The sequence below is a fragment of the Stenotrophomonas maltophilia genome (genome assembly GCF_023518235.1).
In the GTDB taxonomy this organism is placed as follows: Bacteria; Pseudomonadota; Gammaproteobacteria; order Xanthomonadales; family Xanthomonadaceae; genus Stenotrophomonas.
The window spans coordinates 4662599-4684708 of record NZ_CP090423.1 but is presented as its reverse complement, the minus strand read 5'-3'; the positions used below and the strand labels follow the sequence as shown (position 1 = coordinate 4684708).

The window sequence follows — 22110 nt, the reverse complement described above, 5'->3', positions numbered from 1 at the left end:
CCGTCCACACTTGCCGCATGGCCAAGAAGTCCCCCGAAAACGCCTCCCCGGTCGCCCAGTTCGAGCAGTCGCTTGAATCGCTGGAGCAGCTGGTGGAGCAGATGGAAACCGGCGAGCTGAGCCTGGAAGCTTCGCTCAGTGCTTACGAACGTGGCGTCGGCCTGTACCGGCAGTGCCAGCAGGCGCTGGAGCAGGCGGAACTGCGCGTGCGCCTGCTCAGCGATCCGGCCCAGCCGGAAACGTCCGAGCCCTTCGATCCGCCCAGCCATGACGGCTGAGCTGCTGTTCGCGCGCTGGCGCGACCGCATCGAAAGCCAGCTCGATGCCGCCCTGCCCTCACCCGCCGAAGCGCCGCAGCGCCTGCACCAGGCCATGCGCTATTCGGTGCTCGGCGGCGGCAAGCGCATGCGCCCGCTGCTGGTGTACGCCAGCGGCCAGCTGTTCGGCGCGCAGGCCGAAACCCTGGATGCGGCGGCGATGGCTGTCGAACTGATCCACGCCTATTCGCTGGTGCATGACGATCTGCCGGCGATGGACGACGATGCACTGCGCCGTGGCAAGCCGACCACGCACATCGCCTTTGACGAAGCCACGGCGATCCTCGCCGGCGACGCGCTGCAGACCCGCGCCTTCGGCCTGCTGGCCGACGCACCGCTGCCGGCCACCCTGCGCGTGGCCTGCCTGCAGACCCTGGCGCATGCGTCCGGTGCGTCCGGCATGTGCGGCGGGCAGGCCCTGGATATCGATGCCACCGGCCAGCAGCAGTCGCTGGCGGCACTGACCCGCATGCACGCGCTCAAGACCGGTGCGCTGATCCGCGCGGCGGTGCGCATGGGCGCGCTGTGCGGCCAGGCCCACGAGCCGCAGCTGGCCCAGCTGGATCATTTCGCCGACGCGCTCGGCCTGGCGTTCCAGGTGCGCGACGACATCCTCGATGTCGAAGCCAGTTCCGAACAGCTGGGCAAGACCGCCGGCAAGGACCAGGCACAGGACAAGAGCACCTTCCCCGCGCTGCTCGGCATGGACGGCGCCAAGGCGCAGCTGCGTGAACTGGCTGCGCGCATGCAGTCCAGCCTGGCCGGCTACGGCGAAGAGGGCGATGCGCTGCGCGCGCTGGCAACGCTGGCGGTGGAACGCGATCACTGATCGCAGCCACGCTGCGCGCTCACCAACAAAAAACGCCCGGCAGTGCCGGGCGTTTTCCGTTCCACATGCGGACGGTCTTACTTGACCAGGCGCAGCGCGAACGGATAGCGATAGGCTTCGCCGTTGTTGGCCTTCACCGCCGCGATGATGCAGAACACCAGGTTCAGGATGCCGACGATCGGCGCCAGGATGCCGCCGATGATCACGATGGTCAGCACGATGCAGATCAGCATCGCGATGGTGATGGTGATCTGGAAGTTCAGCGCTTCCTTGGCCTGGTCGGTGACGAAGGCCTTGCTGGCATCATCCTTGTTGATCAGCCAGATGATCAGCGGGCCGATGAACCAGGTGAAGATGCCCAGCAGGTGGGCAGCCAGGGCCATGGTGCGCTGGTCGGCCGGCGCATTGGTGGTGGCCGGCGGCGGCGGGACGTTATCGAATTCACTCACGACAAAACTCCTTTTCATTGGGTGGTCTTGACCCACCAGCACCAGGCTGATTGCGTCAGGCGGGGATAGCTTACGCCATCAACGCCATCAATCATTACCGGCGATGGTCATTCGTCCAAGCAGGATCGAGCCGGTCCGGATGTGCGAGCGGGGGTCGACGTCGCTGCCAACCGCCTCGATGCTGCTGAACATCTCGCGCAGATTGCCGGCGATGGTGATGCCGTCCACCGGGTACTGGATCTCGCCGTTCTCGACACGGAAGCCGCCGGCACCGCGCGAATAGTCGCCGGTCACCCCGTTCACGCCCTGCCCCATCAGCTCGGTCACCAGCAGGCCGCTGCCCATCCGGGCGGCGATCTCGTGCAGCGAGCCGGCATTGGCCGCCAGCTGCAGGTTGTGCACGCCGCCGGCATTGGCGGTGGTCTGCAGGCCCAGCTTGCGCGCCGAGTAGCTGCCCAGCACGTAGCGCTGCAGCACGCCGTCACGCACCAGCGCCGAGGCGCGGGTGGCCACGCCATCACCATCGAAGGCCGCCGAACGCAGGCCGCGGCGCAGGTGCGGCAGTTCGTCGATCTGCATCCACTCGGGGAACAGGCGCTGGCCGACGCTGTCCAGCAGGAAGCTGGCCTGGCGGTACAGCGCGCCGCCGGACACGGCCGTCAGCAGGTGTCCCACCAGGCTGCGCGCCACTTCCGGGGCAAACAGCACCGGCATGCTGCCGGTCGCCAGCGACCGCGGCTGCAGGCGGGCCACGGTGCGCTCGGCGGCCTGGCGCCCGACCCGGCCCACGTCCTCCAGGTCCTCGCGGGCCAGCGCGCTGGTGTACCAGCCGTCGCGCTGCATGCCATCCCCCTGGCCGGCGATCAGCGCACAGCCGATCGAATGATGGGTGCCGCGCTCGCGGCCGATGAACCCATGCGAATTGGCGTACACCGACAGGCTCTGCATGCTCGACACCGAGGCGCCGTCGGAGTTGCGGATCTGCGCGTCGGCCTCGCGCCCGGCGTTCTCGCACGCCAGCGCCAGGTCCACCGCCTCATCGGCCTGCAGCGCCCACGGGTGCCAACTGTCCAGTTCCGGGAAGTGGGTGGCCATCAATGCGGCCTCGGCCAGGCCGGCGGCAGGGTCGTCCTCGGTATGCCGGGCGATCGCGCAGGCCTGCTCGACGGTGGCCGCCAGGCTGCTCTCGTTCAGGTCTCCGGTGCTGGCACTGCCCTTGCGCTGGCCGAAATAGACGGTCACGGCGATACCGCGGTCGCGGGTGGACTGCACGGTCTCCACCTCACCCAGGCGGACGTTGACATCCAGGCCGCGGTCCTCGCTGCAGCTGACTTCGGCCTGGCTGGCGCCCAGCGCGCGGGCGCGGTCGAGCAGCTGCTGGGAAAGGTCGGCCAGCCGTTCCAGGCGGGCCGGGCTGTCGTCACCGACGGCGACTTCAGGGGCGATCACGTTCAATGCTTTATCCTGTGCAGGTTGGGCCCGGCATCACGCCGGGCGACTTTTTTTGAAAGCAGGTGTGGACGATGCGCGGACGCGACGAAGAAACCGGTGAATTCCTTGACAAGAGCCGCAAGCAGAAGCGCGGCGAAGCCCTGGAAGTACTGGCCCTGGGTGAGAAGCTGGTGTCGCTGACCCCGGCCCAGCTGGCGCGCCTGCCGATTCCGGAGGACCTGCTGCCGCACATCGCCGAGTGCAAGCGGATCACCGCGCACATCGCCCACAAGCGGCAGCTGGCGTTCCTGGCCAAGCACATGCGCCGCGAGGACGAGGCCACGCTGGAGGCGATCCGCGATGCGCTGGACGCCAACAGCGAAACCGGCCGCCGCGAGGTGGCGATGATGCACCGCGTGGAAGACTGGCGCGAGCGCCTGCTGGCCGACGGTGACACGGCGCTGGCCGCGCTGCTGGACGACTACCCGCAGGCCGACCGCCAGCAGCTGCGCACGCTGGTACGCAATGCCCAGGCCGAAAAGGCCAGGAACAAGCCGCCGCGCGCCTACCGCGAGATCTACCAGGTGCTGCGCGGGCTGATGCTGCCGGCCGCGCTGGGCCTGAAGACGGCCAGCGGCGACGACGCCGACGACACGGTCGACGACGCCGACACGGACTGAGTCCGTGTCGGCCAGGGCGCTGGCCGCGGCCATGGCCCTGCTCAGGCCTGGGTACCGCCGACGGTGATGCCCTCGATCAACAGCGAGGGCTGGCCGACACCCACCGGCACGCTCTGCCCGTCCTTGCCACAGACGCCCACGCCCTCATCGAGGGCGAGGTCGTTGCCGATCATGCGCACCTTCTGCATGGTTTCCGGGCCGTTGCCGATCAGCGTTGCGCCCTTCACCGGCGCGGTGATGCGGCCATCCTCGATCAGGTAGGCCTCGGTGGCCGAGAAGACGTACTTGCCGCTGGTGATGTCGACCTGGCCGCCACCGAAGTTCACCGCGTACAGGCCCTTCTTCACCGAACGGATCATCTCCTGCGGGTCGTGCTGTCCGGCGCGCATGTAGGTGTTGGTCATGCGTGGCATGGTCAGGTGCGCGAAGGATTCACGACGTGCGTTGCCGGTGGGCGCCATGCCCATCAACCGCGCATTGAGGCTGTCCTGCATGTAGCCGACCAGGATGCCGTCCTCGATCAACGTGGTGCACTGGGTCGGATGGCCTTCATCGTCGATGTTCAACGAGCCGCGGCGCCCGTCGAGGGTGCCGTCGTCGACGATGGTCACCCCCGGCGCCGCCACGCGTTCGCCGATGCGCCCGGCATAGACGCTGGTGCCCTTGCGGTTGAAGTCACCTTCCAGGCCATGGCCGACAGCTTCGTGCAGCAGCACGCCAGGCCAGCCCGGGCCCAGCACCACCGGCATCACTCCGGCCGGGGCCGGCACGGCCTCCAGATTCACCAGCGCCTGGCGCAGCGCCTCGCGGGCCAGCGCTTCGGGGCGGCCGCCGGCGAACAGTTCGTCGTAGCCGAAGCGGCCACCGCCACCGGAGTAGCCGGACTCGCGGCGCCCGTTGTGTTCGACGATCACCTGCACGTTCAGGCGCACCAGCGGGCGCACATCGGCACCCAGCACGCCATCGCTGCGGGCGATCAGCACGGTGTCGACGCCGCCGGACAGGCTGACCATCACCTGCTTCACCCGCGGGTCGGCGGCACGCAGGTAACCGTCCAGGCGCTTGAGCACCTCGACCTTGGCCTCGTTGCCGATGCCGTCGATCGGGTCCAGCGCCGGGTACAGCGCGCGCGCGGTGCCCCGCAGCAGCGAGCGACCCGACTGGGCCCCGCCTTCGCGCGAGATCGCACGTGCCGACTGCGCCGCCGTCAGCAGTGCGTCGGCGTGGATGTCATCGGAATAGGCGAAACCGGTCTTTTCACCGGCGATGGCGCGTACGCCCACGCCCTGCTCGATGGAATGGGCGCCGTCCTTGACGATGCCGTCTTCCACGCTCCAGCTCTCGCGCCGGGCGTGCTGGAAATAGAGGTCGCCGAAGTCGACACCCGGGCCGAGCAACTGGCCGAAGGCGCGCTCCAGGCCGGCGGTATCCAGGCCACCGGGGCGCAGCAGGCGGTCTTGGGCAAGCGTCAGGGCGATATCAGTCATGGTCTCGATCTGGGGATGCGGGGGCGCTCAGGCAACCCCGTGGACGGAGGGCCGGGCTCAGCGCGAGCGCGGCAGGTCGGTGACGGTGGGCGGAATGGCCGGTGCCGGCGCCGGTCCGGGCGCTGGCGGGGTCTTGTCTCGGCTGCGTTCGATCACTTCCACCTTCGGCTCCTTCCATGGACCGGTCACCTTGTAGGTTCGGGCGCCAATCTCGCCCAACGGTTTGGACAATACCGCATTGGTGGCCGCGCCGAGCGCCGCCCCCACCGGGCCACCGGCCACCGCGCCGACCACGGTCAGCAGGTTGCCGGCGCGCGGGTTGACGTCGATGGTCTGGTCGAACTGCTGGTTGCGCAGGTCGGCCTGGCCGCGGATGGTGATGTTCGCCGCCGGGCCTTCGATCAGCACCTTGTCGGTGCGCGCCATGCCCTGGCCGAACTGCATGCGGCCGTCAATCTGGTTGAACGCGAAGCCCTTGGAGAAGAAGTCGCGGAAGTCGAACATCAGGCGGCGCGGCAGCTGGGTGACGCTCAGCAGGCCCAGGACGCGGCCGGCGCCCGGTTCCAGCTCCAGCAGCTGGCCGTTGCGCGCATGCAGGTCCAGGCTGCCCTGCAGATTGGCCAGCTGGAAGTCCGATGGGCCACCACTCCAGGAGGCCTGCAGCTGCGCCTGGCCGGCCCCCCCGCGCAACTGGCCACCATAGTCGAGGTTCTGCATCAGCCCGCCCAGGTCTTCACTGCGCACCTGCGCGGTCAGTTCGGTGCGGGCACCGCCGCTGCGGCCCAGCCAGCGGCCGCTGATGTCGATTTCCTGGTCCGGTGCACGGAAGCGCAGCTCGTCCACGTTCAGGCCGTTGGCCAGCGGGCGCGTGCGCAGCACCGCCTGGCCCAGCACCACCTTGCCGAACTTCAGGTCGGCAATGTCCAGCGCGAACGGTGGCAGCTTTGCCGGGTCCATGTCATTGGCACCGGCCTGCACCCGCGCCGGTGCCGGCGTCGCCCCCGGCGCCGCCGGCAGCGATTGCCAGTGCACGCGGTCGAGCTGGCCACTGATGGTGCCGCCTTCGGCGTTGGGCACGGTCAGGCGGCCAGCCAGCGAAGGGCCATCCAGGCGCACGTCCAGCGCCTGCGCGCCCGGGCGCAGCTGCAAGCGGGTCTGCTCGAACACGCCGCCGATCAGCTTCAGCTGGCCGACCTGCACGTCCACTGCGCGCAGCGGCATCGCATCATCGTCACTGCCGCCGCGTGCCAGGCCGATCCACTCCAGTGCGTCCAGGGTCGGGCTGCGGCCATTGACCGTCAGCCCGTTCGGCGGCGGCTCGCGGTCAACACGGTCGCTGCCGAGCGTGACCTGTACGCCGGTCTGGTTGTTGTGGCTGCGCGCGGCCAGGGCCAGGCGCTGGCCGAACGCCACGTCGATGCGGCCGGCGCCCATCGGCAGCTGCGCGGCCACCGAGGTCGCCAGCGGCTCGGTGGCCGGCTTGTCCAGCGGTGCCGGCAGGTCCAGGCGGGTCCCGACCAGATCCGAACTCAACCGCAGCTCGCTGGGCGGGGCCGGCGCCCCCGGCGCCACCTTGGGCAGGTTCACCGCGATGGTCCAGGCCGAGGTGCCGTTGATATAGGGCTTGAGCCAGGCCATTTCCGGCGCGCGGTCGATCAACACCCCGGCATCGAGATGGGCCGACAGCTGCGATTCGAAGGCCAGCCTGCTGTCACGCACGTAGCCACCGGCACGCAGGCTCAGGCGGCCGTCCTGGCCGAGATGCCGCACCGACAGTTCCTCGGCATCGAAACCGCCATTGCTGTAGCGCGCCTGCCCGTGCATGTTGTCGAACGCCAGCTGGAAGCGCTTGTCGACCAGCTTCACGCCGGCCAGATCGACCGTGCCCTGCAGGTGGCCGCCCCCTTCATCGTGGTGCAGCGGCTGCAGCAGATCGAACGTCACGTGCGCAGGGCCGGCAGCGGTGAGATTGTCCAGGGTGTCGCCGTAGTCCTTGTGCAGCGGGCTTTGCCGCAGCATCGCCAGCAGCTTGCCGGCCTCGCTCTGCGCGTCGGCGCGCACATACAGGGGCTGCTGGCCGAAGTCGGCAATGCCCGCTTCGAAGGTCTGCACGGCCACCCCGGCCAGATCACCGCGTCCGCGCATGTCGAAGCCGGGGCCGATGAAGGCGATGTCGGCATCGACCTGGCTCATCAACGGCCAGTCGTGCTGGAAGCGGATCTCACCCTGGGTGATGTGGCCGGTGGCCTCGAAGCGGCCATCGTGGTTGTCGAACGGCCAGTCGTCCAGGTCACCGGTGACCAGGCCGACACCGCCGCGTACCTGGCCGCCGGCCAGCGCCATGTCCAGCCAGTCGGTAGCGCCCTTGCTCATCTTGGAATGGATCCAGAAGCGCTTGGCCGCGGTCATCGGCACGTCGTCCAGCTTGGCCGCCAGCTGCAGCCACGGCCGCGTGCCATCGCCCTGGAACCAGACCCCACCGCGCACATCGGCGGCGTAGTCGGTGCCTTCCACGCGCATCGCCGGCGTTCCGATGCGCCAGCCACCGCCTTCGTCGCGCCAGCCCACCACCTGCCCTGCCAGGTGCAGGTCGTGGCGTACGCCAAAGCCCGTTGGCCAATCGAACTGCAGCTGGCGCTGCGGTTGCAGCTGCAGGCTGAAACCGTTGGCATCGCCCTCGAAACGGCCGCCCAAACCGCGCACGCCCGGGGACCCGCCCACGCTGGCAAAGCCCAGCGACTGCAGTTCGCCCTGCGCCCACAACGGGCCGTCGCGTTCGCCGGCCAGCTGCAGCTCAGCCACCTCCAGCTGTGGCCGGGACAGGAACAGCCAGCGACGCAGGTCCGCCGGCAGGCGATCGCTCAGGGCCAGGCCACGCAACGCGGTCCCCGCCTGTGCCGCCGCGGCGCTCACCCGCAGCTGCCTGCCCACCTGCACCTGCAAGCCATCGAGCCGCTGCTCGCCCTCGTCCGTGGTCAGGCGCAGGCGCGGCACCTGCAATGCCCAGCCCTCGGCCTGGCGCTGCCAGCGCAGTCGCGCCTGCACGCGCTGCAGCTGCAGCTGCGGGGCTGCCACGCCGGGCATCGCAGCGCCCTGCACGCGCACCCCGCGCAGGTCCGAGTCGGTGGTCAGCGCCACCGGCGCGAAGTCGCGCAGGGTCAGCCACAGGTTCAATTCGCCCTTGCCTTCACGCAGGCGCACGCCGCCGGCCGCCAGCAGTGGCGACCAGGCATGGAAATCAACAGGATCGGCACCCAGCCAGGCCTGGCCGTTGCCATGGCGGCGGTCCACGTCCAGCACCGCGGTCAGCGGCAGCGCGTCCGCCTGCGCCCACGCACGTACGCCTACCCGCAGGCGGTCGCCATTGACCCGCAGGCGCAGGTCGATGCGCGGCAAGGTGGCATCGATGCCCAGCTGCGGCGCGTGCACGCCCAGGCGGCCCTCGATCACCTGCAGTTCGCCGAGCCGGCGCAGTGCATCCAGCGGGTCCCCCCCGCTGCTGGACTGCGGCAGCCCACGCACCGACCAGCGACCGTCCTGGCCCTGTTGCAGGTCCAACGCCAGGCCACGCAGGCGCAGCTCGGTCAGCGAACGCCCGGGCAGCAGCCCGCTGTACATCGACACCAGCACCTCGGCCTCGCCGATGGCCAGGCCCTGGCCGGCGCCGATGCGCAGGCCCTTCAGCTGCAGCAGCGGGCCGCGCCGGGTCCAGGCGGTCTGCAGCTGGTCAAAACGCACCGGCTGGCCGGCACGCTCGCTCAGCCAGGCGGCAATCGTCCCGGGATGACGCTCGGCCAGCGGCAACAGCTGGCTGAGCGTGCCCACCAGCAGTGCAAGCCCAACCAGGCCCACCGCACAGGCGGCAATGAAATGACGGCGGATCCTTCGCAGTCGCAGGCGCGGTGGCGCGCTCATCGGCCACCGCCGGCCTGCAGCCGGCGAGGATCAGAGCAGAACGACATCGAACTGCTCCTGCAGGTACTGCTCGTCCGCCTGGAAGCGGATGCTCTTGCCGAGGAATTCCTCCAGCTCGGCCACCGCCGAGGATTCCTCGTCGGTGATGCGCGCGACCACTTTGCTCGAAGCGATCACCAGCAGGCGCGCCGCATCGAACTGGCGCACCGCACGGGTGATCTCGCGGAAGATCTCGTAGGTGACCGTCTCGGTGGTCTTGATGCTGCCACGGCCGCTGCACTGCGGGCAGGTTTCCGACAGCTGGCGCTCCAGGCTTTCGACCGTGCGCTTGCGCGTCATCTCCACCAGGCCCAACGGCGAGAAGTCATAAACCGTGGTCTTGGCATGGTCGCGGGCCAGCGCCTTTTCCAGGGTACGCAGCACCTGGCGGCGATGCTCGGCATCGTCCATGTCGATGAAGTCGATGATGATGATGCCGCCCAGGTTGCGCAGGCGCAGCTGTCGGGCCACCGCCTGTGCCGCTTCCAGGTTGGTGCGGAACACCGTCTCTTCCAGATTGCGCTGGCCGAGGAACGAACCGGTGTTCACATCGATGGTGGTCATCGCCTCGGTCTGGTCGATCACCAGGTAGCCGCCGGACTTCAGCGGTACCTGCTTGTCCAGCGCGCGGCCGATCTCGTCTTCCACGCCGAACATGTCGAAGATCGGGCGGTCGCCGGAATACAGCTCGATCTTCTCGGCCAGCACCGGCATGTACTTGGCAACGAAGGCCTGCAGCTGGGCGAAGGTCTCCTTCGAGTCGACCTTCACCTTGTCCACGTCCTTGCGGATCAGGTCGCGTACCGAACGCAGCGGCAGGCTCAGGTCTTCATAGATGATGCTGCACGGCGGCGCTTCGCGGCCGCGGCGCTCGACCACGTTCCATACCCGCGACAGGTAGGCGATGTCCTCGGCGATGGCCTCGGCCGGCTGGCCTTCGGCATTGGTGCGCACGATGTAGCCGTAGCCACCGTGCTGTGCCGACAGTTCGGTCACCAGCGCCTTCAGCCGCGCGCGTTCGGTTTCATCCTCGATGCGCGCCGACACCCCCACCACCTTCGACTGCGGCAGCAGCACCATGTAGCGCGAGGGAATGCTGATCTGCGTGGTCAGCCGCGCGCCCTTGGTGCCGATCGGGTCCTTCACCACCTGCACCACGATGTCCTGGCCGTCGCGCAGCAGCTCGACGATCGGCACGCTGGCCGGCGGCGGCAGGGTGGTGTTCTCGGTATCGGCACTGGCCACCGGTGCCGGACGCACCACATCGTTGGCGTGCAGGAACGCCGCGCGTTCCAACCCGACTTCGACGAAAGCCGCCTGCATGCCGGGCATGACCCGCTGCACCTTGCCCCGGTAGATGTTGCCGACCACGCCACGGCGCCAGCCGCGCTCGATGTGCAGTTCCTGCAGCATGCCATTTTCGATCACCGCGACCCGGGTCTCGCGCGGGGTCACATTGACCAGGATTTCTTCAGACATCGGCAGCCTCCCTGGCGGCATCGGCAGTAGGAGCCGGCACGCCGCAACGTGCCAGCAGACGATCGGTGTGCAGCAGCGGCAGCCCCATCACGCCGGAGTAGCTGCCGGAAAGGTGTTCGATCCAGCGCTCGGCCCCGCCCTGGATGGCGTAGGCGCCGGCCTTGTCCAGCGGTTCGCCGGTGGCCACGTAGGCGGCGATGTCGGCCGCAGCGATCGGGGCGAAGGTCACCTCGGAAATGACCAGCTCGGTGTCCTCGCCGTCGGCGCCGACCACCACCACTGCCGTCATCACCTGGTGGGTACGGCCGGCCAGGCGTGCCAGCATCGCGCGCGCATCGGCCGCATCGGCCGGCTTGCCGAACACTTCACCGTCCAGCACCACTTCGGTGTCCGAGCCCAGCACCCGCGCCTGCGGGTCGTCAGCCCGCACCCGCGCCAGCCCGGCACGCGCCTTGTCGGCGGCGACCCGGCAGACATAGTGTTCGGCGCTTTCAGTCGCCGCGCGCTGCTCGACGACCTCCAGGTCCAGGGCCTGGAAGGGGCGTCCGAGTCGGGCCAGCAGCTGGTTGCGTCGGGGGGAGCGGGAAGCAAGATAGAGCATCGGCACAGCATAACCTGAGGCCGCCACCTGAATCGTCGGCAACCCGTTCCGGAATGCGTTCAACCCCGCACGGGCTCACAGCGCGTTCATCGCTACGACACCACCCTCACCGCACAACAAGGAGATCCCATGCGCCTGACCGCCACCCCGCTGCTGCTTGCCCTGTCCCTCGCCCTTGGAACCTCGATGACCGCCCATGCCGCTCCGTCGTCGCCGTCGATCGCCGCCCCGGCCGAAGGCACCCTGCTGAACGTCTCGGCCAACGCCGAAGCCACCCGCGTGCCGGACGTGGCCACCCTGTCGGCCGGCGTGGTCACCCAGGCCGCCGACGGCAACAGCGCGATGCGCCAGAATGCCCAGCAGATGGACAAGGTCCTGGCCGCGATCAAGGCCGCCGGCATCGCCGAGCGCGACGTGCAGACCAGCGGCGTCAGCCTCAACCCGCAGTACCGCTATGCCGACAACGAAGCGCCGAAGATCACCGGCTACCAGGCCAGCAACACGGTCAGCCTGAAGGTGCGTGACATCGCCAAGCTCGGCAAGGTGCTCGACGCACTGGCCGCACAGGGCGCCAACCAGGTCAACGGCCCCAGCTTCGAGATCGACCAGCCCGAACCGGTGTATGACGAGGCCCGCCTGGCCGCGCTGAAGAAGGCCCAGGCCCGTGCCCAGACCTATGCCAAGTCGCTGGGCCTGCAGGTGCGCCGCATCGTCAGCATCTCCGAGAATGCCGGCGGCGGTTATCGCCCGATGCCGATGATGCGCACCATGGCCGCCGGCGCGGCGATGGACAAGGCCACCCCGGTCGCCCCGGGCGAATCCACCGTCTCGGTCAATCTGGACGTGGTGTTCGAACTGGGGCGCTGATCGCGTTCTGGCCTGTAGACAGAGGCGGGTCCCGCAGCGGGCCCGCCTTTTTCACGCCTGTCGGCGGGGCTGGCTGAAGGCCAGCCCAACGATTCGGACCCTGCCTCTAGGCAGTAGCCGTTGCGCCGCGCTACTGATGCACTGCCAGCCGCGTGCGACAACCCCGCCACGGGCCCTGGTGCGTTGAGGACTTCGTCACTGGCATGGAGGTGGACCATGGTTCGTACGTATCCTGTTGCATCCGCGCATTTCGACCCCGCCCGCGTTGCCGCCTGGAGCGCGGCCATCGCCCTGCATCTGCTCGCGTTCCTGTTGCTGCTGGTCCCGGCCACCTACCAGGCCATCACGGCGTTGCCGCGCGACGACACCACGGTGCGGTTGATTCCCAGGGAGCTGCCGCCTCCGCCCGCGCCGCCCACCCCGCCGCAACACGTGGACGTGGTGCCGAAACAGCAGACGGTGCCAAGGGAAACCGCGCTGCTGCCACCGCCGACGGCCACGCTGGAGAAAGCGCAGGGCATCGTCACCCCCGCCGCCGAATCCGCGCCGGTGCCGCAGGCGCTGACCATCGACCGTTCGCCCCCCATGCCCGGCGCCCAGCTGCAATACCTCAGCGCCCCGCCGCCGGCCTACCCGATCCCGGCCCTGCGCAATCACGAGCAGGGCACGGTGCTGCTGCGGGTGGAGGTGGACGACCGCGGCCAGCCGGTCACGGTGAGTATCGAGCGCAGCAGTGGTTCGCGAACGCTCGACCAGGCCGCCCGCCAGCAGGTGCTGCGGCACTGGCGTTTCGAGCCTGCCCTACGTGACGGCGCAGCGGTTCCGGCCATCGGCCTGGTGCCGGTGCAGTTCTCCCTGCCCGACTGACCCGGTGGCCGGCCCGGCAGGACCCGGGCCGGCAACCGACGGCGAGCGCGGCGGGCCTTTCCCGTCCAGATGTTACCGATTAAGCAAAATTTCACGGCGTCGTCACTCGCTGGAAACCTAGATTGGCGCGTCCCGGTACTGATCCGGCGACAGCCCTCAACGCTACGGTTTTCCAGTTAGGAGAGAAGCTGTGAAACACCCGATCCAACGGCCCGCCAGCCGCCGCCGCACCACCCTGGCATCGTCCATCACCCACATCCTCACCGGCGGCGCCCTGCTGCTGGTCGGCGCCGTCGCTTCCTCCTCCGCCTTCGCGCAGGAACAAGCCACCAACCTCGACCGCATCACCGTCACCGGCTCCAACATCCCGCGCACCAACACCGAGACGCCGTCCCCGGTGCAGGTAGTGAGCCGCCAGGAAATCGACCGCAGTGGCAAGACCACCCTGGCCGAGTACCTGCAGACGATCACCGCCGATGGCGCCGGCTCCATTCCCAAGACCTTCGGCAACGGCTTCGCCGGTGGCGGCGCCGGCATCTCGCTGCGCGGCCTCGGTGCCGGCTCGACGCTGGTGCTGCTGAATGGCCGCCGCATGGCGACCTACGGCCTGGCCGACGACGGCCAGAAGGTGTTCACCGACCTCAGTACCATTCCGCTTGATGCCGTCGAGCGCGTGGAAGTGCTGAAGGACGGCGCTTCGGCGATCTACGGCTCCGATGCCATCGCCGGCGTGGTCAACATCATCCTGCGCACCGACTTCGAAGGCGCGATCCTGCGCGCGTCCTACGGCCTGTCCGGCGACAGCGACGGCGATACCAAGAAGGCCACGCTGACCGCCGGTACCGGTGACCTGTCCAAGGATGGCTGGAACGCATTCTTCAGCCTGGATGTCGGCAAGTCCGACGCGATCAAGATCAGCGACCGCAAGAACCGCAAGTGGATCGGCACCGGCGACACGCGCCAGTGGGGCTATGACGCCACCGACGCGCAGTTCCTTGGCGGCGCCTACCTCAGCGGCCGCACCAACGGCGGCGTCGGCCCGAACGGCTCGGTGTTCAACAATGATGCGCCGTCGCCGCACCTGGTCGCCCTGCCGGGCTGCGCCAACCTGAGCACCATCCCGGGCCAGACCGAAGCCTCTTCGGCGGCGCAGGGCTGCCTGTGGGATCCGGCGCAGCAGTATCGCGACCTGACCCCGGAAGAGAAGTACATCAACGTGTTCGGCCGCGCCACGTTCGCCTTCGGCGAAGGCGGCGAGATCTACACCGAGATCGGCTACTCGAAGAAGGAAACCATCTTCAGCAACACCCCTTCCAGCGTGTCCGGTGGCTGGGGCTTCCCCGGCGGTCCGAGAAACGCCAGCAGCGGTGACGGCGCGACGATGCTCTATGCCGGGCATCCGGACAACCCGCTGCCGTATGCGGCGCGCCTGCGCTACAGCGCGTGGGACGTCGGCCCGCGCGTGACCGACAACACCAACGAGTTCAACCGCTTCCTGGTGGGTGCCAAGGGCAACTGGGGCGACTGGAGCTACGACACCGCCTACCTGCATTCGGGCACCGACCTGGTCAACAAGCGCACCGGCTTCCTGCGTTACAGCTCGGTGCTGTGCGCGCTGGGCAACCCGAACTGCGCCGGCGGTACCTGGCGCATCGGCGACAACGCCAACCTGAACTCGCAGGCACTGTACGACTACATCTCGCCGACCATCAGCGCGCGCGCCAAGTCCAGCCTGGACATGTTCGACTTCACCGTGTCGCGCAGCTTGGCCGACCTCAAGGGTGGCCCGCTGGGCCTGGCCATCGGTACCGAGTGGCGCAAGACCAGCAACAGCCTGACCCCGCAGACCTACACCGACCAGGGTGACATCATCGGCCTGGGCTACTCGGCCTACGACGGCACCCAGAACGTGTACGCCGGCTACGTCGAGTTGTCCGCGCCAGTGCTGGAACAGCTGGAACTGTCCGGCGCGGTGCGTTACGACAAGTACGAAAGTGGTGAAGGCAAGGCCACGCCGAAGCTGGGCGTGAAGTGGACGCCGGCCGACTGGATCGCACTGCGCGCCAGCTATGCCGAAGGCTTCCGCGCGCCGAACCCGGCCGAGAACGGTGACGGTGGCCTGGCTGCCTTCTCCAACGCCCGCGATCCGGTGCGCTGCGCCATCAGTGCCGACGAGTGCACCCCGCGCTCGATCGCGATCATCACCCGCCCGAACAAGGACCTGAAGCCGGAAGAGTCCAAGAGCTACTCGGTGGGCCTGGTGCTGCAGCCGACCTCGACCACCTCGATGACCGTCGATGCCTGGCAGATCAAGCGCACCAACGAGATCGTGCAGGGCAACACCGCAGCCGCCATCCTCGCCGGCAACGTGCTGCGCGACTCCAACAACATCGGTGGCGTGCCCAACTCCGGCAGCATCCTGGCCGTCAACACCGGCTATGTGAACGCCAGTTCGTCGCGGGTCCGCGGTATCGATACCGATATCCGCCAGACCTTCGATATGGGCCCGGGCCAGCTGGAGCTGGACCTGCAGTGGAGCCACATCCTGAAGTTCGAGCGCACCGAAGGCGGTGAGACCGTTGACTATGCCGGCACGCACGGCAACTGCGACGTGACCAACTGCATCGGTACGCCGAAGGACAAGATCAACTTCGGCACCACCTGGAAGCAGGGTGCGTGGAGCGTGAGCGGTGTTGCCAACTACATCAGCAAGATGGACAACACCGACAAGCGTGGCGGCGACTACCAGGCGTTCTATGAGGACGGCACGCCGGTGACGAAGATCTCTTCGTTCACCACCTTCGATCTGTCCGGCCGCTGGAACATCACCGACGCCTTCGAGCTCAATGCCTCGGTGGCCAACGTGTTCGACCGCATCGCACCGCTCGATCCGACCACCTACGGCGGCGTGAACTACAACCCGATGCACTTCTCCGGTGCACTGGGCCGTTACTTCACCGTGGGCGCCAAGTACACCTTCCGCTGATCCATCGCGGCGCGTCACCTGCAGAGGCCCGGGTTCATCCCCGGGCCTTTGCTTTTGTACACACGCGGCAACAGCGATGATGCAGTCCCTGACCGGAGCTGCGCCCATGCCCGCTTCCACCCAACGTCTCGGCCTGGCCGCACTGACCGCACTGGTAGTGGGTTCGATGGTGGGTGCGGGCATCTTCTCGCTGCCACAGAACGTGGCCCGCAGTGCCGGCCCGGCCGCTGCGATGATCGGCTGGGCGCTTAGCGGTGCCGGCATGCTGATGCTGGCTTTCGTGTTCCAGGCCCTGGCCAACCGCCGTCCGGACCTGGACACCGGCATCTATGCCTACGCCCGTGAGGGCTTCGGCAACTACATCGGCTTTTCCGCGGCCTGGGGCTACTGGGTGGCTTCGGTGCTGGGCAACGCCAGCTTCTTCGTGCTGATCTTCAGCGGGCTGGGCCATTTCCTGCCGGTCTTCGGCGAAGGCAACACGACCGCTGCGGTAGCTGCGTCGTCGGTGCTGCTGTGGACCGTGCACCTGCTGGTGCTGCGCGGCCTGCGCACCGCCGCCATCATCAACGGCCTGGTGACCGTGGCCAAGCTGCTGCCGATCGCGTTGTTCCTGGTGCTGGCCGCCGGCGCGTTCCGCATGGAAGTATTCCGTGCCGATTTCTTCGGCACGCCTGCACTCGGCGACCTCGGCCAGCAACTGCGCGGCATGATGCTGGTCACCGTGTGGGTGTTCATCGGCATCGAAGGCGCCAGCATCTATTCGCGCCGCGCGGCGCGCCGCGCCGACGTCGGCCGTGCCACGGTGATCGGCTTCCTCGGCGTCTGGCTGCTGCTGGTCCTGGTCAGCCTGTTGTCGATGGGCGTGCTGTCGCAGGCCGAACTGGCCGGGCTGCCCAACCCGTCGATGGCCTACGTGCTGCGCGCCATCGTCGGCGAATGGGGCGCGACGGTGATCATCGCCGGTTCGATCATTTCGGTGCTGGGCGCGCTGCTGGCCTGGGTGCTGCTGTGCGCCGAAGTGCTGTATGCCGCCGCTGGCGACGGCACCATGCCGGCCTTCCTGGGGCGCGAGAATGCGCGCGGCGTGCCTGCCAATGCGTTGTGGCTGAGCAACGGGCTGATCCAGCTGTTCCTGCTGCTGGTGCTGTTCAATGCGGGAAGCTATACCGGCCTGGTGCTGCTGGCCGCCTCGATGAGCCTGGTGCCCTATTTCCTGTCCGCCGCCTTCGCCGTGCAGCTGGCCTGGCGCGGGCAGGCCTACGCCGGTGAGCCGGGCGTGCGTTGGCGCGACTTCATGGTCGCGCTGCTGGCCAGCGCCTATGCGCTGTGGCTGGTGTACGCCGGCGGCCTGGACAACCTGCTGCTGTCGGTGCTGCTGTACGTCCCCGGCGTCGTACTGTTCGCGCTGACCCGGCGCCAGCGCGGCGAGCCGGTGTTCACGCGCTGGGAGTGGGTGCTGTTCGGCGCCATCGTGCTGGTGGCGATCGCCACGCTGATGGCATATGCCAAGGGCACCCTGACCCCGTAGCGTCGAGCGTGTGGCGGCCGCATGCGAATCGTAGCGTCGAGCTTGCTCGACGGATGGATCGCGGCAAAGAAGTCGAGCAAGCTCGACGCTACGGTGCCTGTTCCGGCAGCATGCCGATGTCCCGCATCCAGCGCTCGGCCAGCTGCGGCCATGCTGCGACCGGAGCATTCTTCAGGCGCAGGCCGAAAGCGTGGCCGCCACGGGCGAACAGGTGCATTTCCACCGGCACGCCTTCATCGATCAATGCCTGGTAGTAGGCCAGTGATTCGCGCACGTCATCGGTCGGGTCGTCGCTGGCCTGCACGATGAAGGTCGGCGGCACCGCCGCATCCACGACGATGTCCTTGACCAGCGACAGCCCCTTGCCATGCCCGGCCCACAGGTGCCCGGAATACATCACCATCGCGAAATCGGGGCGGCTGGGTTGTGCATCGGCGGCATCCAGCGGCACGTAGCTGCGCCGCGCATGCGTGCTCAATCCGGCCACGACATGGCCACCGGCCGAGAAACCGATCACACCGATCCGCTTCGGATTGATTGACCAGCGCTGCGCCTGCGCGCGCAGCAGGCCCATTGCACGCTGTGCATCCTGCAGCGCCATCGGCACCTTCGGAATATCGCGGCAGTTGCATTCAGGATCCCAGTTCGGGCCGGACGCGGGCACGCGGTACTTCAGCAGTGCACAGGTGACGCCCTGCGCGGTCAGCCAGTCGCAGATCTCGCTGCCTTCCAGATCCATCGCCAGCACCCGGTAGCCTCCGCCGGGCACCACCATTACCGCGGTGCCATTGGGCGGCCCCTTCGGCGCAAACACGGTGAGCGTGGGCACGGCCACGTTCTGCAGCATCATCCAGCGTTCGCCGCTGGCGTTGGAGGTCACCTCGCTGATCTGCTCGGGGCCGTTCCGTTTCGGCGGCGCCATCACCCTGCCCTGCGGCCACAACGGAAACTCGGTGGTGCCCTGCGGAGGATGCCAGGTGGGAGGTGCCGCATTCGCCGTGATGAACGGCAGCAGTGCAAGCAGCAGAGAGCCCGTGGACAGCAGTGCGCGCACGATCAGCATCCGTAGTCGATGACCCTGGATTGTAGAGTCGAGCATGCTCGACTTCGAGGATGCAGCCGAGCATGGGCTCGGCTCTACAACAAGGCAAAAAAAAACCTGCATCTCGCGATGCAGGTTTCTCAAGGTGGCGCCCGAAGTTGGACTCGAACCAACGACCCCCTGATTAACAGTCAAGTGCTCTAACCGGCTGAGCTATTCGGGCAGACGACTAGTATAACCACTCTTCACGCACGATGGTAGGGGTGATTGGCGATCATTGCGGCGGCCCGGTACAGCTGCTCAGCCACCACCAGCCGCACCAGCATGTGCGGCAGCGTCAACGGCCCGATCGACCACTTCTCATCGGCCAATGCCGAGACCTCCGGCGAATGCCCTTCCGGGCCACCGATCAGGAACGCCAGATCCCTGCCCTGCCCACGCCAATGCTCAAGGCGCTGCGCCAGCTGTTCGGAACTGAGCTGGCGGCCCGGCACGTCCAGCGCGACCACGTAGGCATTCTTCGGCAGTGCGGCGATCACCCGCTTGCCTTCGTCTTCGGTGGCGCGGCGCGGATCGCGGCCCTTGCCACGCAGGCCGGGCTCGATCTCCACCAGTTCGAACGGCAGCCAGTGCGACAGCCGCTTCTGGTACTCGGCAAACCCCTGCGCGACCCAGCTGGGCGCGCGTTCACCGGTAGCGATCAGGCGGGCTTTCATCAAGGGATCTCCAAAACGTCGACGGCGCCATCGGCGCCGTCGAAGGCATACAGCAACGTGCGGCTCAGGCCACTTCGTCGTCGTCGCGGGACGGCGGCTGGTCGCCGACGGTCCACAGGCGCTCGAGGGCGTAGAACTCGCGCACGCGCGGCAGCATCACATGGACGATCACGTCACCCAGGTCGACCAGCACCCACTCGGCTTCGCGCTCGCCTTCAACACCCAGCGGCATCACGTCGAGGTTCTTGGCAAAGCGCACGACTTCATCGGCGATCGACTTGACGTGGCGGGTCGAGGTGCCCGAAACGACGATCATGTAATCGGCAACGCTGGACCGGCCGCGCACATCGATCTCGACCAGGTCCTTGGCCTTGAGGTCTTCGGTAGCTTGGCGGACGCTTGCAAGCAGTTCCGGCACGGACGGCGGCGGGCTGGGCAGATCGACCTTGATGGTCTGGGGCTGGGTCTGGTTGCTCAAAGTGGATCGACTCGATAAACGTGGGGGCGATTATACGGGCAAGCCGGGGCGGCGGCATTCACGGCGTTGCCGGGCGGTACAGGCCGTGGGCGGCCACGTAGTCGGCCACGGCGGGGGGCAGCAGCGCGCGCCAGGGCCCAGCGGCGGCGATCTGGGCGCGTGCGACGCTGGCCGATTCCTCGCGCAGCGGATGGTGCAGGCGCAGGATCCGTCCGGCCGGGCTGGCGAACAAAGCCTGTTCATTGTCGGTCCAACGCCCGTCCAGGGCGCGGCCGAGCTCACCGTCGATCGCCCCCTGCAGCGGGCTGCCGGGACGCTCGGCCACGACAAAATGGGCCAGCCCGAACAGGGCTTCCCATTCGTGCCAGCGCGACAGGCCCAGCAGGCTGTCGGCACCGACCAGCCAGGCCAGGGGCCGGCTCGGGCCAAGCTCGCCACGCAGTTCGCGCAGCGTGTCGACGGTATACGACGGGCGTCCGGGAAAGCGCTGCGCGCGATCCAGCTCATGCCGGTCCAGCAGCAGGCCGGGCTCATCGCCGATGGCCAGCGACAACATGGTGCAGCGTTGTTCGGCTGTGGCGCCGGGGGCGGCGCGATGTGGCGGGTCGGCGGCCGGCAGCAGGCGCACCGCCACCTGCAGTTCGTCGCGGGCGGCACGGGCAATGGCAAGGTGCCCCAGGTGCACCGGATCGAAGGTGCCCCCGTAATAGATCCGCAGGCTCACGACTCAGGCCCGCGCCAGCAGGCGCACGGCACGCGGTTCGGCCACGGCCACCAGCAGGCGCTCCAGCGCCAGCCAGGCATCCCCATCGGCGCGCCCCTTGGCAATGCGGTCGACCAGCCCGGCTTCGGCCACGAAGCGCTCCCAGCGCTTGCCTTCCGGATGCCGCTGCAACGCACGCTTGTACGGCGCCTGCCGCGATTCCCAGATGCCACGCGATTTCATCTCGGCGGCCAGGTTGCCGCCACGCGCCTGCACCCGCGCCAGGCCGGCCCCGGCCAGCAGCTCGCGGATCACCATCGGCATCAGCGCAGCCACCGCTTCGCCCTCGCCACGCAGGCCAGCCAGCATGCGCAGCACCGCCGGCGGCTGGCCCGAGAACGTGGCTTCCAGCAGCCGGAACACGTCGTAGCGGGCCGCATCGGCCACCAGCGACTCCATCCGCTCCACGTCCAACGGCTGGCCATCGGCCAGCAGCGCCAGCTTGTCGATTTCCTGGGCCGCGGCCAGCAGGTTGCCTTCCACCCGCTCGGCCAGGCGCTGCACCGCGGCCGGGTCGGCACGCAGGCCCTTGCCGCGCAGGCGCCGCTCGATCCAGTCGGGCAGCTCATGCGGCTTGATCGCCCACGCCACCGACAGCACGCCGATACGGCCGACCGCCTCGGCCCACTTGCCCTGGTGGGCCTTGCTCCATTCGTTGGCGGTGATCATCAGCACCACGTCCGGCGCCGGGTCGGCGCAGAACCGGCTGATCACTTCGGCGCCGTCCTTGCCGGGCTTGCCGCTGGGCAGGCGCACCTCGACCAGGCGGCGGGCGCTGAACAGGCTGGGTGCATTGAAACTGGCGTCGAGCTGGTTCCAGTCGAAATCGCGCCCATCGGCGTCGAACACCTCGCGCTCGCCGATGCCGGCAGCACGTGCCCGCGCGCGGATGGCGTCGGCCGCCTCCAGCACGCGCAGGGTTTCCGGCCCTGCAATCAGGTACACCGGCGCCAACGCGGTATCAGCGCCCTGGCTGGCCAGCTGCTCCGGACGCAGTTCCATCGTCGCTGCAGCTCAGTGCTTGACCGCAGCGGCCGGGTCGGCCGGCACTGCCGGTTCAACCGGGGCGGCCTTCGGCGCGGTCAGGCTGCCGCCCTTCTCGAGTTCACCGCGCACCACGCTGTCGATGCGGCGGATGATCGAGGCGGACATTTCCCGGCGCAGTTCATCGGCCAGGATTTCGCGTTCGGTGGTGGTACCGGTGGCGTCGGTCGGCGGCGACACGTAGTCACGCGACAGTTCGATCACCTGCTGCGGCACCAGTTCACTGCCATCCTCGCGGCGGAAGATGAAGATCACGGCGTAACGCAGGCTGTATTCCTGTGCGCGGCCCTGCGAGTCAATGGCGATCGGCAGATCGCCCCAGCGCTCGGACAGCACCTGCAGTTGGGTGCTGGGACCAGTGGTGTCCTCATCGGCCAAGCGCGCACCGGAAGCCAGCAGGCTGCGGTTGAGCAGCTTGACCAGTTCACTGTACGGGGCGGTCGATACCACCTTCACCGGGGCGGTGTCGGTCGGCAGCATCAGCTTGTTGCGCAGATGGAAGCCGCAGCCGGCGAGGCCGAGGACAAGAACGAGGGCAAGCAGGATTCGGGTCATGGAGACAGTCTGGCGGAGCCGGGCGATCACGGCAACA

At 68.3% G+C, this 22110-nt stretch carries 19 protein-coding genes and 1 tRNA gene; 7 read left to right on the top strand and 13 right to left on the bottom strand.

Annotated elements, in window-relative coordinates; all coding sequences use genetic code 11:
• Window positions 1–17: 17 nt before the first annotated feature.
• Together LZ605_RS21705 and LZ605_RS21700 are read left to right on the top strand one after the other, a co-directional pair.
• Entirely contained in the window at window positions 18–278 is a 261-nt protein-coding gene (locus LZ605_RS21705; protein ID WP_188240762.1) for an exodeoxyribonuclease VII small subunit, read from the top strand.
• On the top strand, window positions 268–1146 hold the full coding sequence (locus tag LZ605_RS21700) for a polyprenyl synthetase family protein (RefSeq protein ID WP_249843294.1): 879 nt from the start codon (window positions 268–270) through the stop codon (window positions 1144–1146). The genes LZ605_RS21705 and LZ605_RS21700 overlap by 11 nt, the downstream gene beginning before the upstream one ends.
• Window positions 1147–1223: 77 nt before the next feature.
• On the opposite strand, the gene LZ605_RS21695 is transcribed toward LZ605_RS21700, so the two are convergent.
• Both LZ605_RS21695 and pmbA read right to left on the bottom strand, forming a co-directional pair.
• Window positions 1224–1595 carry a DUF4870 domain-containing protein gene (locus LZ605_RS21695; RefSeq protein WP_040007321.1) on the bottom strand — a complete coding sequence of 124 codons (372 nt, stop codon included), beginning with the start codon at window positions 1593–1595 and terminating at the stop codon, window positions 1224–1226.
• Between the two features lie 87 nt (window positions 1596–1682).
• Complete coding sequence (gene pmbA, locus LZ605_RS21690; protein ID WP_249843293.1) at window positions 1683–3050, bottom strand: metalloprotease PmbA; 1368 nt, start codon at window positions 3048–3050, stop codon at window positions 1683–1685.
• 68 nt (window positions 3051–3118) lie between these two features.
• On the opposite strand from pmbA, the gene yjgA reads away from it, so the two are divergent.
• Window positions 3119–3706 carry a ribosome biogenesis factor YjgA gene (gene yjgA, locus LZ605_RS21685; protein ID WP_249843292.1) on the top strand — a complete coding sequence of 196 codons (588 nt, stop codon included), beginning with the start codon at window positions 3119–3121 and terminating at the stop codon, window positions 3704–3706.
• A gap of 41 nt (window positions 3707–3747) precedes the next feature.
• Here the strand turns inward: yjgA and tldD are convergent, their stop codons facing one another.
• The 4 genes from tldD to LZ605_RS21665 are packed head-to-tail and all read right to left on the bottom strand — an operon-like array spanning window position 3748 to window position 11227.
• Window positions 3748–5193 carry a metalloprotease TldD gene (gene tldD, locus LZ605_RS21680; protein WP_249843291.1) on the bottom strand — a complete coding sequence of 482 codons (1446 nt, stop codon included), beginning with the start codon at window positions 5191–5193 and terminating at the stop codon, window positions 3748–3750.
• 57 nt (window positions 5194–5250) lie between these two features.
• Window positions 5251–9108 carry a YhdP family protein gene (locus LZ605_RS21675; RefSeq protein WP_249843290.1) on the bottom strand — a complete coding sequence of 1286 codons (3858 nt, stop codon included), beginning with the start codon at window positions 9106–9108 and terminating at the stop codon, window positions 5251–5253.
• A 30-nt stretch (window positions 9109–9138) separates the two neighbouring features.
• Window positions 9139–10626 carry a ribonuclease G gene (rng, locus tag LZ605_RS21670; protein WP_107231116.1) on the bottom strand — a complete coding sequence of 496 codons (1488 nt, stop codon included), beginning with the start codon at window positions 10624–10626 and terminating at the stop codon, window positions 9139–9141.
• Window positions 10619–11227, bottom strand: a complete 609-nt coding sequence (locus LZ605_RS21665) for a Maf family nucleotide pyrophosphatase (protein ID WP_107231117.1) — start codon at window positions 11225–11227, stop codon at window positions 10619–10621. The genes rng and LZ605_RS21665 overlap by 8 nt, the downstream gene beginning before the upstream one ends.
• Before the next feature lie 129 nt (window positions 11228–11356).
• Here LZ605_RS21665 and LZ605_RS21660 point away from each other — a divergent pair, with 129 nt between their 5' ends.
• From LZ605_RS21660 to LZ605_RS21645, 4 genes are all read left to right on the top strand, one after another.
• Entirely contained in the window at window positions 11357–12094 is a 738-nt protein-coding gene (locus tag LZ605_RS21660) for an SIMPL domain-containing protein (protein ID WP_249843289.1), read from the top strand.
• A gap of 216 nt (window positions 12095–12310) precedes the next feature.
• Window positions 12311–12961 (top strand): energy transducer TonB, encoded by a 651-nt coding sequence (locus tag LZ605_RS21655; RefSeq protein ID WP_249843288.1) that lies wholly within the window; start codon window positions 12311–12313, stop codon window positions 12959–12961.
• Between the two features lie 190 nt (window positions 12962–13151).
• Window positions 13152–15947 carry a TonB-dependent receptor gene (locus LZ605_RS21650; RefSeq protein ID WP_249843287.1) on the top strand — a complete coding sequence of 932 codons (2796 nt, stop codon included), beginning with the start codon at window positions 13152–13154 and terminating at the stop codon, window positions 15945–15947.
• Between the two features lie 106 nt (window positions 15948–16053).
• On the top strand, window positions 16054–17475 hold the full coding sequence (locus LZ605_RS21645; protein WP_249843286.1) for a basic amino acid/polyamine antiporter: 1422 nt from the start codon (window positions 16054–16056) through the stop codon (window positions 17473–17475).
• A gap of 88 nt (window positions 17476–17563) precedes the next feature.
• Here LZ605_RS21645 and LZ605_RS21640 read toward each other — a convergent pair whose 3' ends face one another.
• The 7 genes from LZ605_RS21640 to lptE all read right to left on the bottom strand — a co-directional run bounded on the left by LZ605_RS21640 (window position 17564) and on the right by lptE (window position 22073).
• Complete coding sequence (locus LZ605_RS21640; protein WP_249843285.1) at window positions 17564–18574, bottom strand: alpha/beta hydrolase; 1011 nt, start codon at window positions 18572–18574, stop codon at window positions 17564–17566.
• A gap of 89 nt (window positions 18575–18663) precedes the next feature.
• Window positions 18664–18740: transfer RNA gene (locus LZ605_RS21635), tRNA-Asn, on the bottom strand.
• Window positions 18741–18762: 22 nt separating this feature from the next.
• Window positions 18763–19233: a 23S rRNA (pseudouridine(1915)-N(3))-methyltransferase RlmH gene (gene rlmH, locus LZ605_RS21630; protein ID WP_005418108.1), complete on the bottom strand. Its 471-nt coding sequence runs from the start codon at window positions 19231–19233 to the stop codon at window positions 18763–18765.
• A gap of 64 nt (window positions 19234–19297) precedes the next feature.
• Window positions 19298–19711: a ribosome silencing factor gene (rsfS, locus tag LZ605_RS21625; protein WP_107231122.1), complete on the bottom strand. Its 414-nt coding sequence runs from the start codon at window positions 19709–19711 to the stop codon at window positions 19298–19300.
• Between the two features lie 58 nt (window positions 19712–19769).
• On the bottom strand, window positions 19770–20435 hold the full coding sequence (nadD, locus tag LZ605_RS21620) for a nicotinate-nucleotide adenylyltransferase (RefSeq protein ID WP_249843284.1): 666 nt from the start codon (window positions 20433–20435) through the stop codon (window positions 19770–19772).
• 3 nt (window positions 20436–20438) lie between these two features.
• Window positions 20439–21476: a DNA polymerase III subunit delta gene (gene holA, locus LZ605_RS21615; RefSeq protein ID WP_249843283.1), complete on the bottom strand. Its 1038-nt coding sequence runs from the start codon at window positions 21474–21476 to the stop codon at window positions 20439–20441.
• 12 nt (window positions 21477–21488) lie between these two features.
• Window positions 21489–22073, bottom strand: coding sequence for an LPS assembly lipoprotein LptE (gene lptE / locus LZ605_RS21610; protein WP_249843282.1), 585 nt, complete (start codon window positions 22071–22073; stop codon window positions 21489–21491).
• Window positions 22074–22110: the final 37 nt, after the last annotated feature.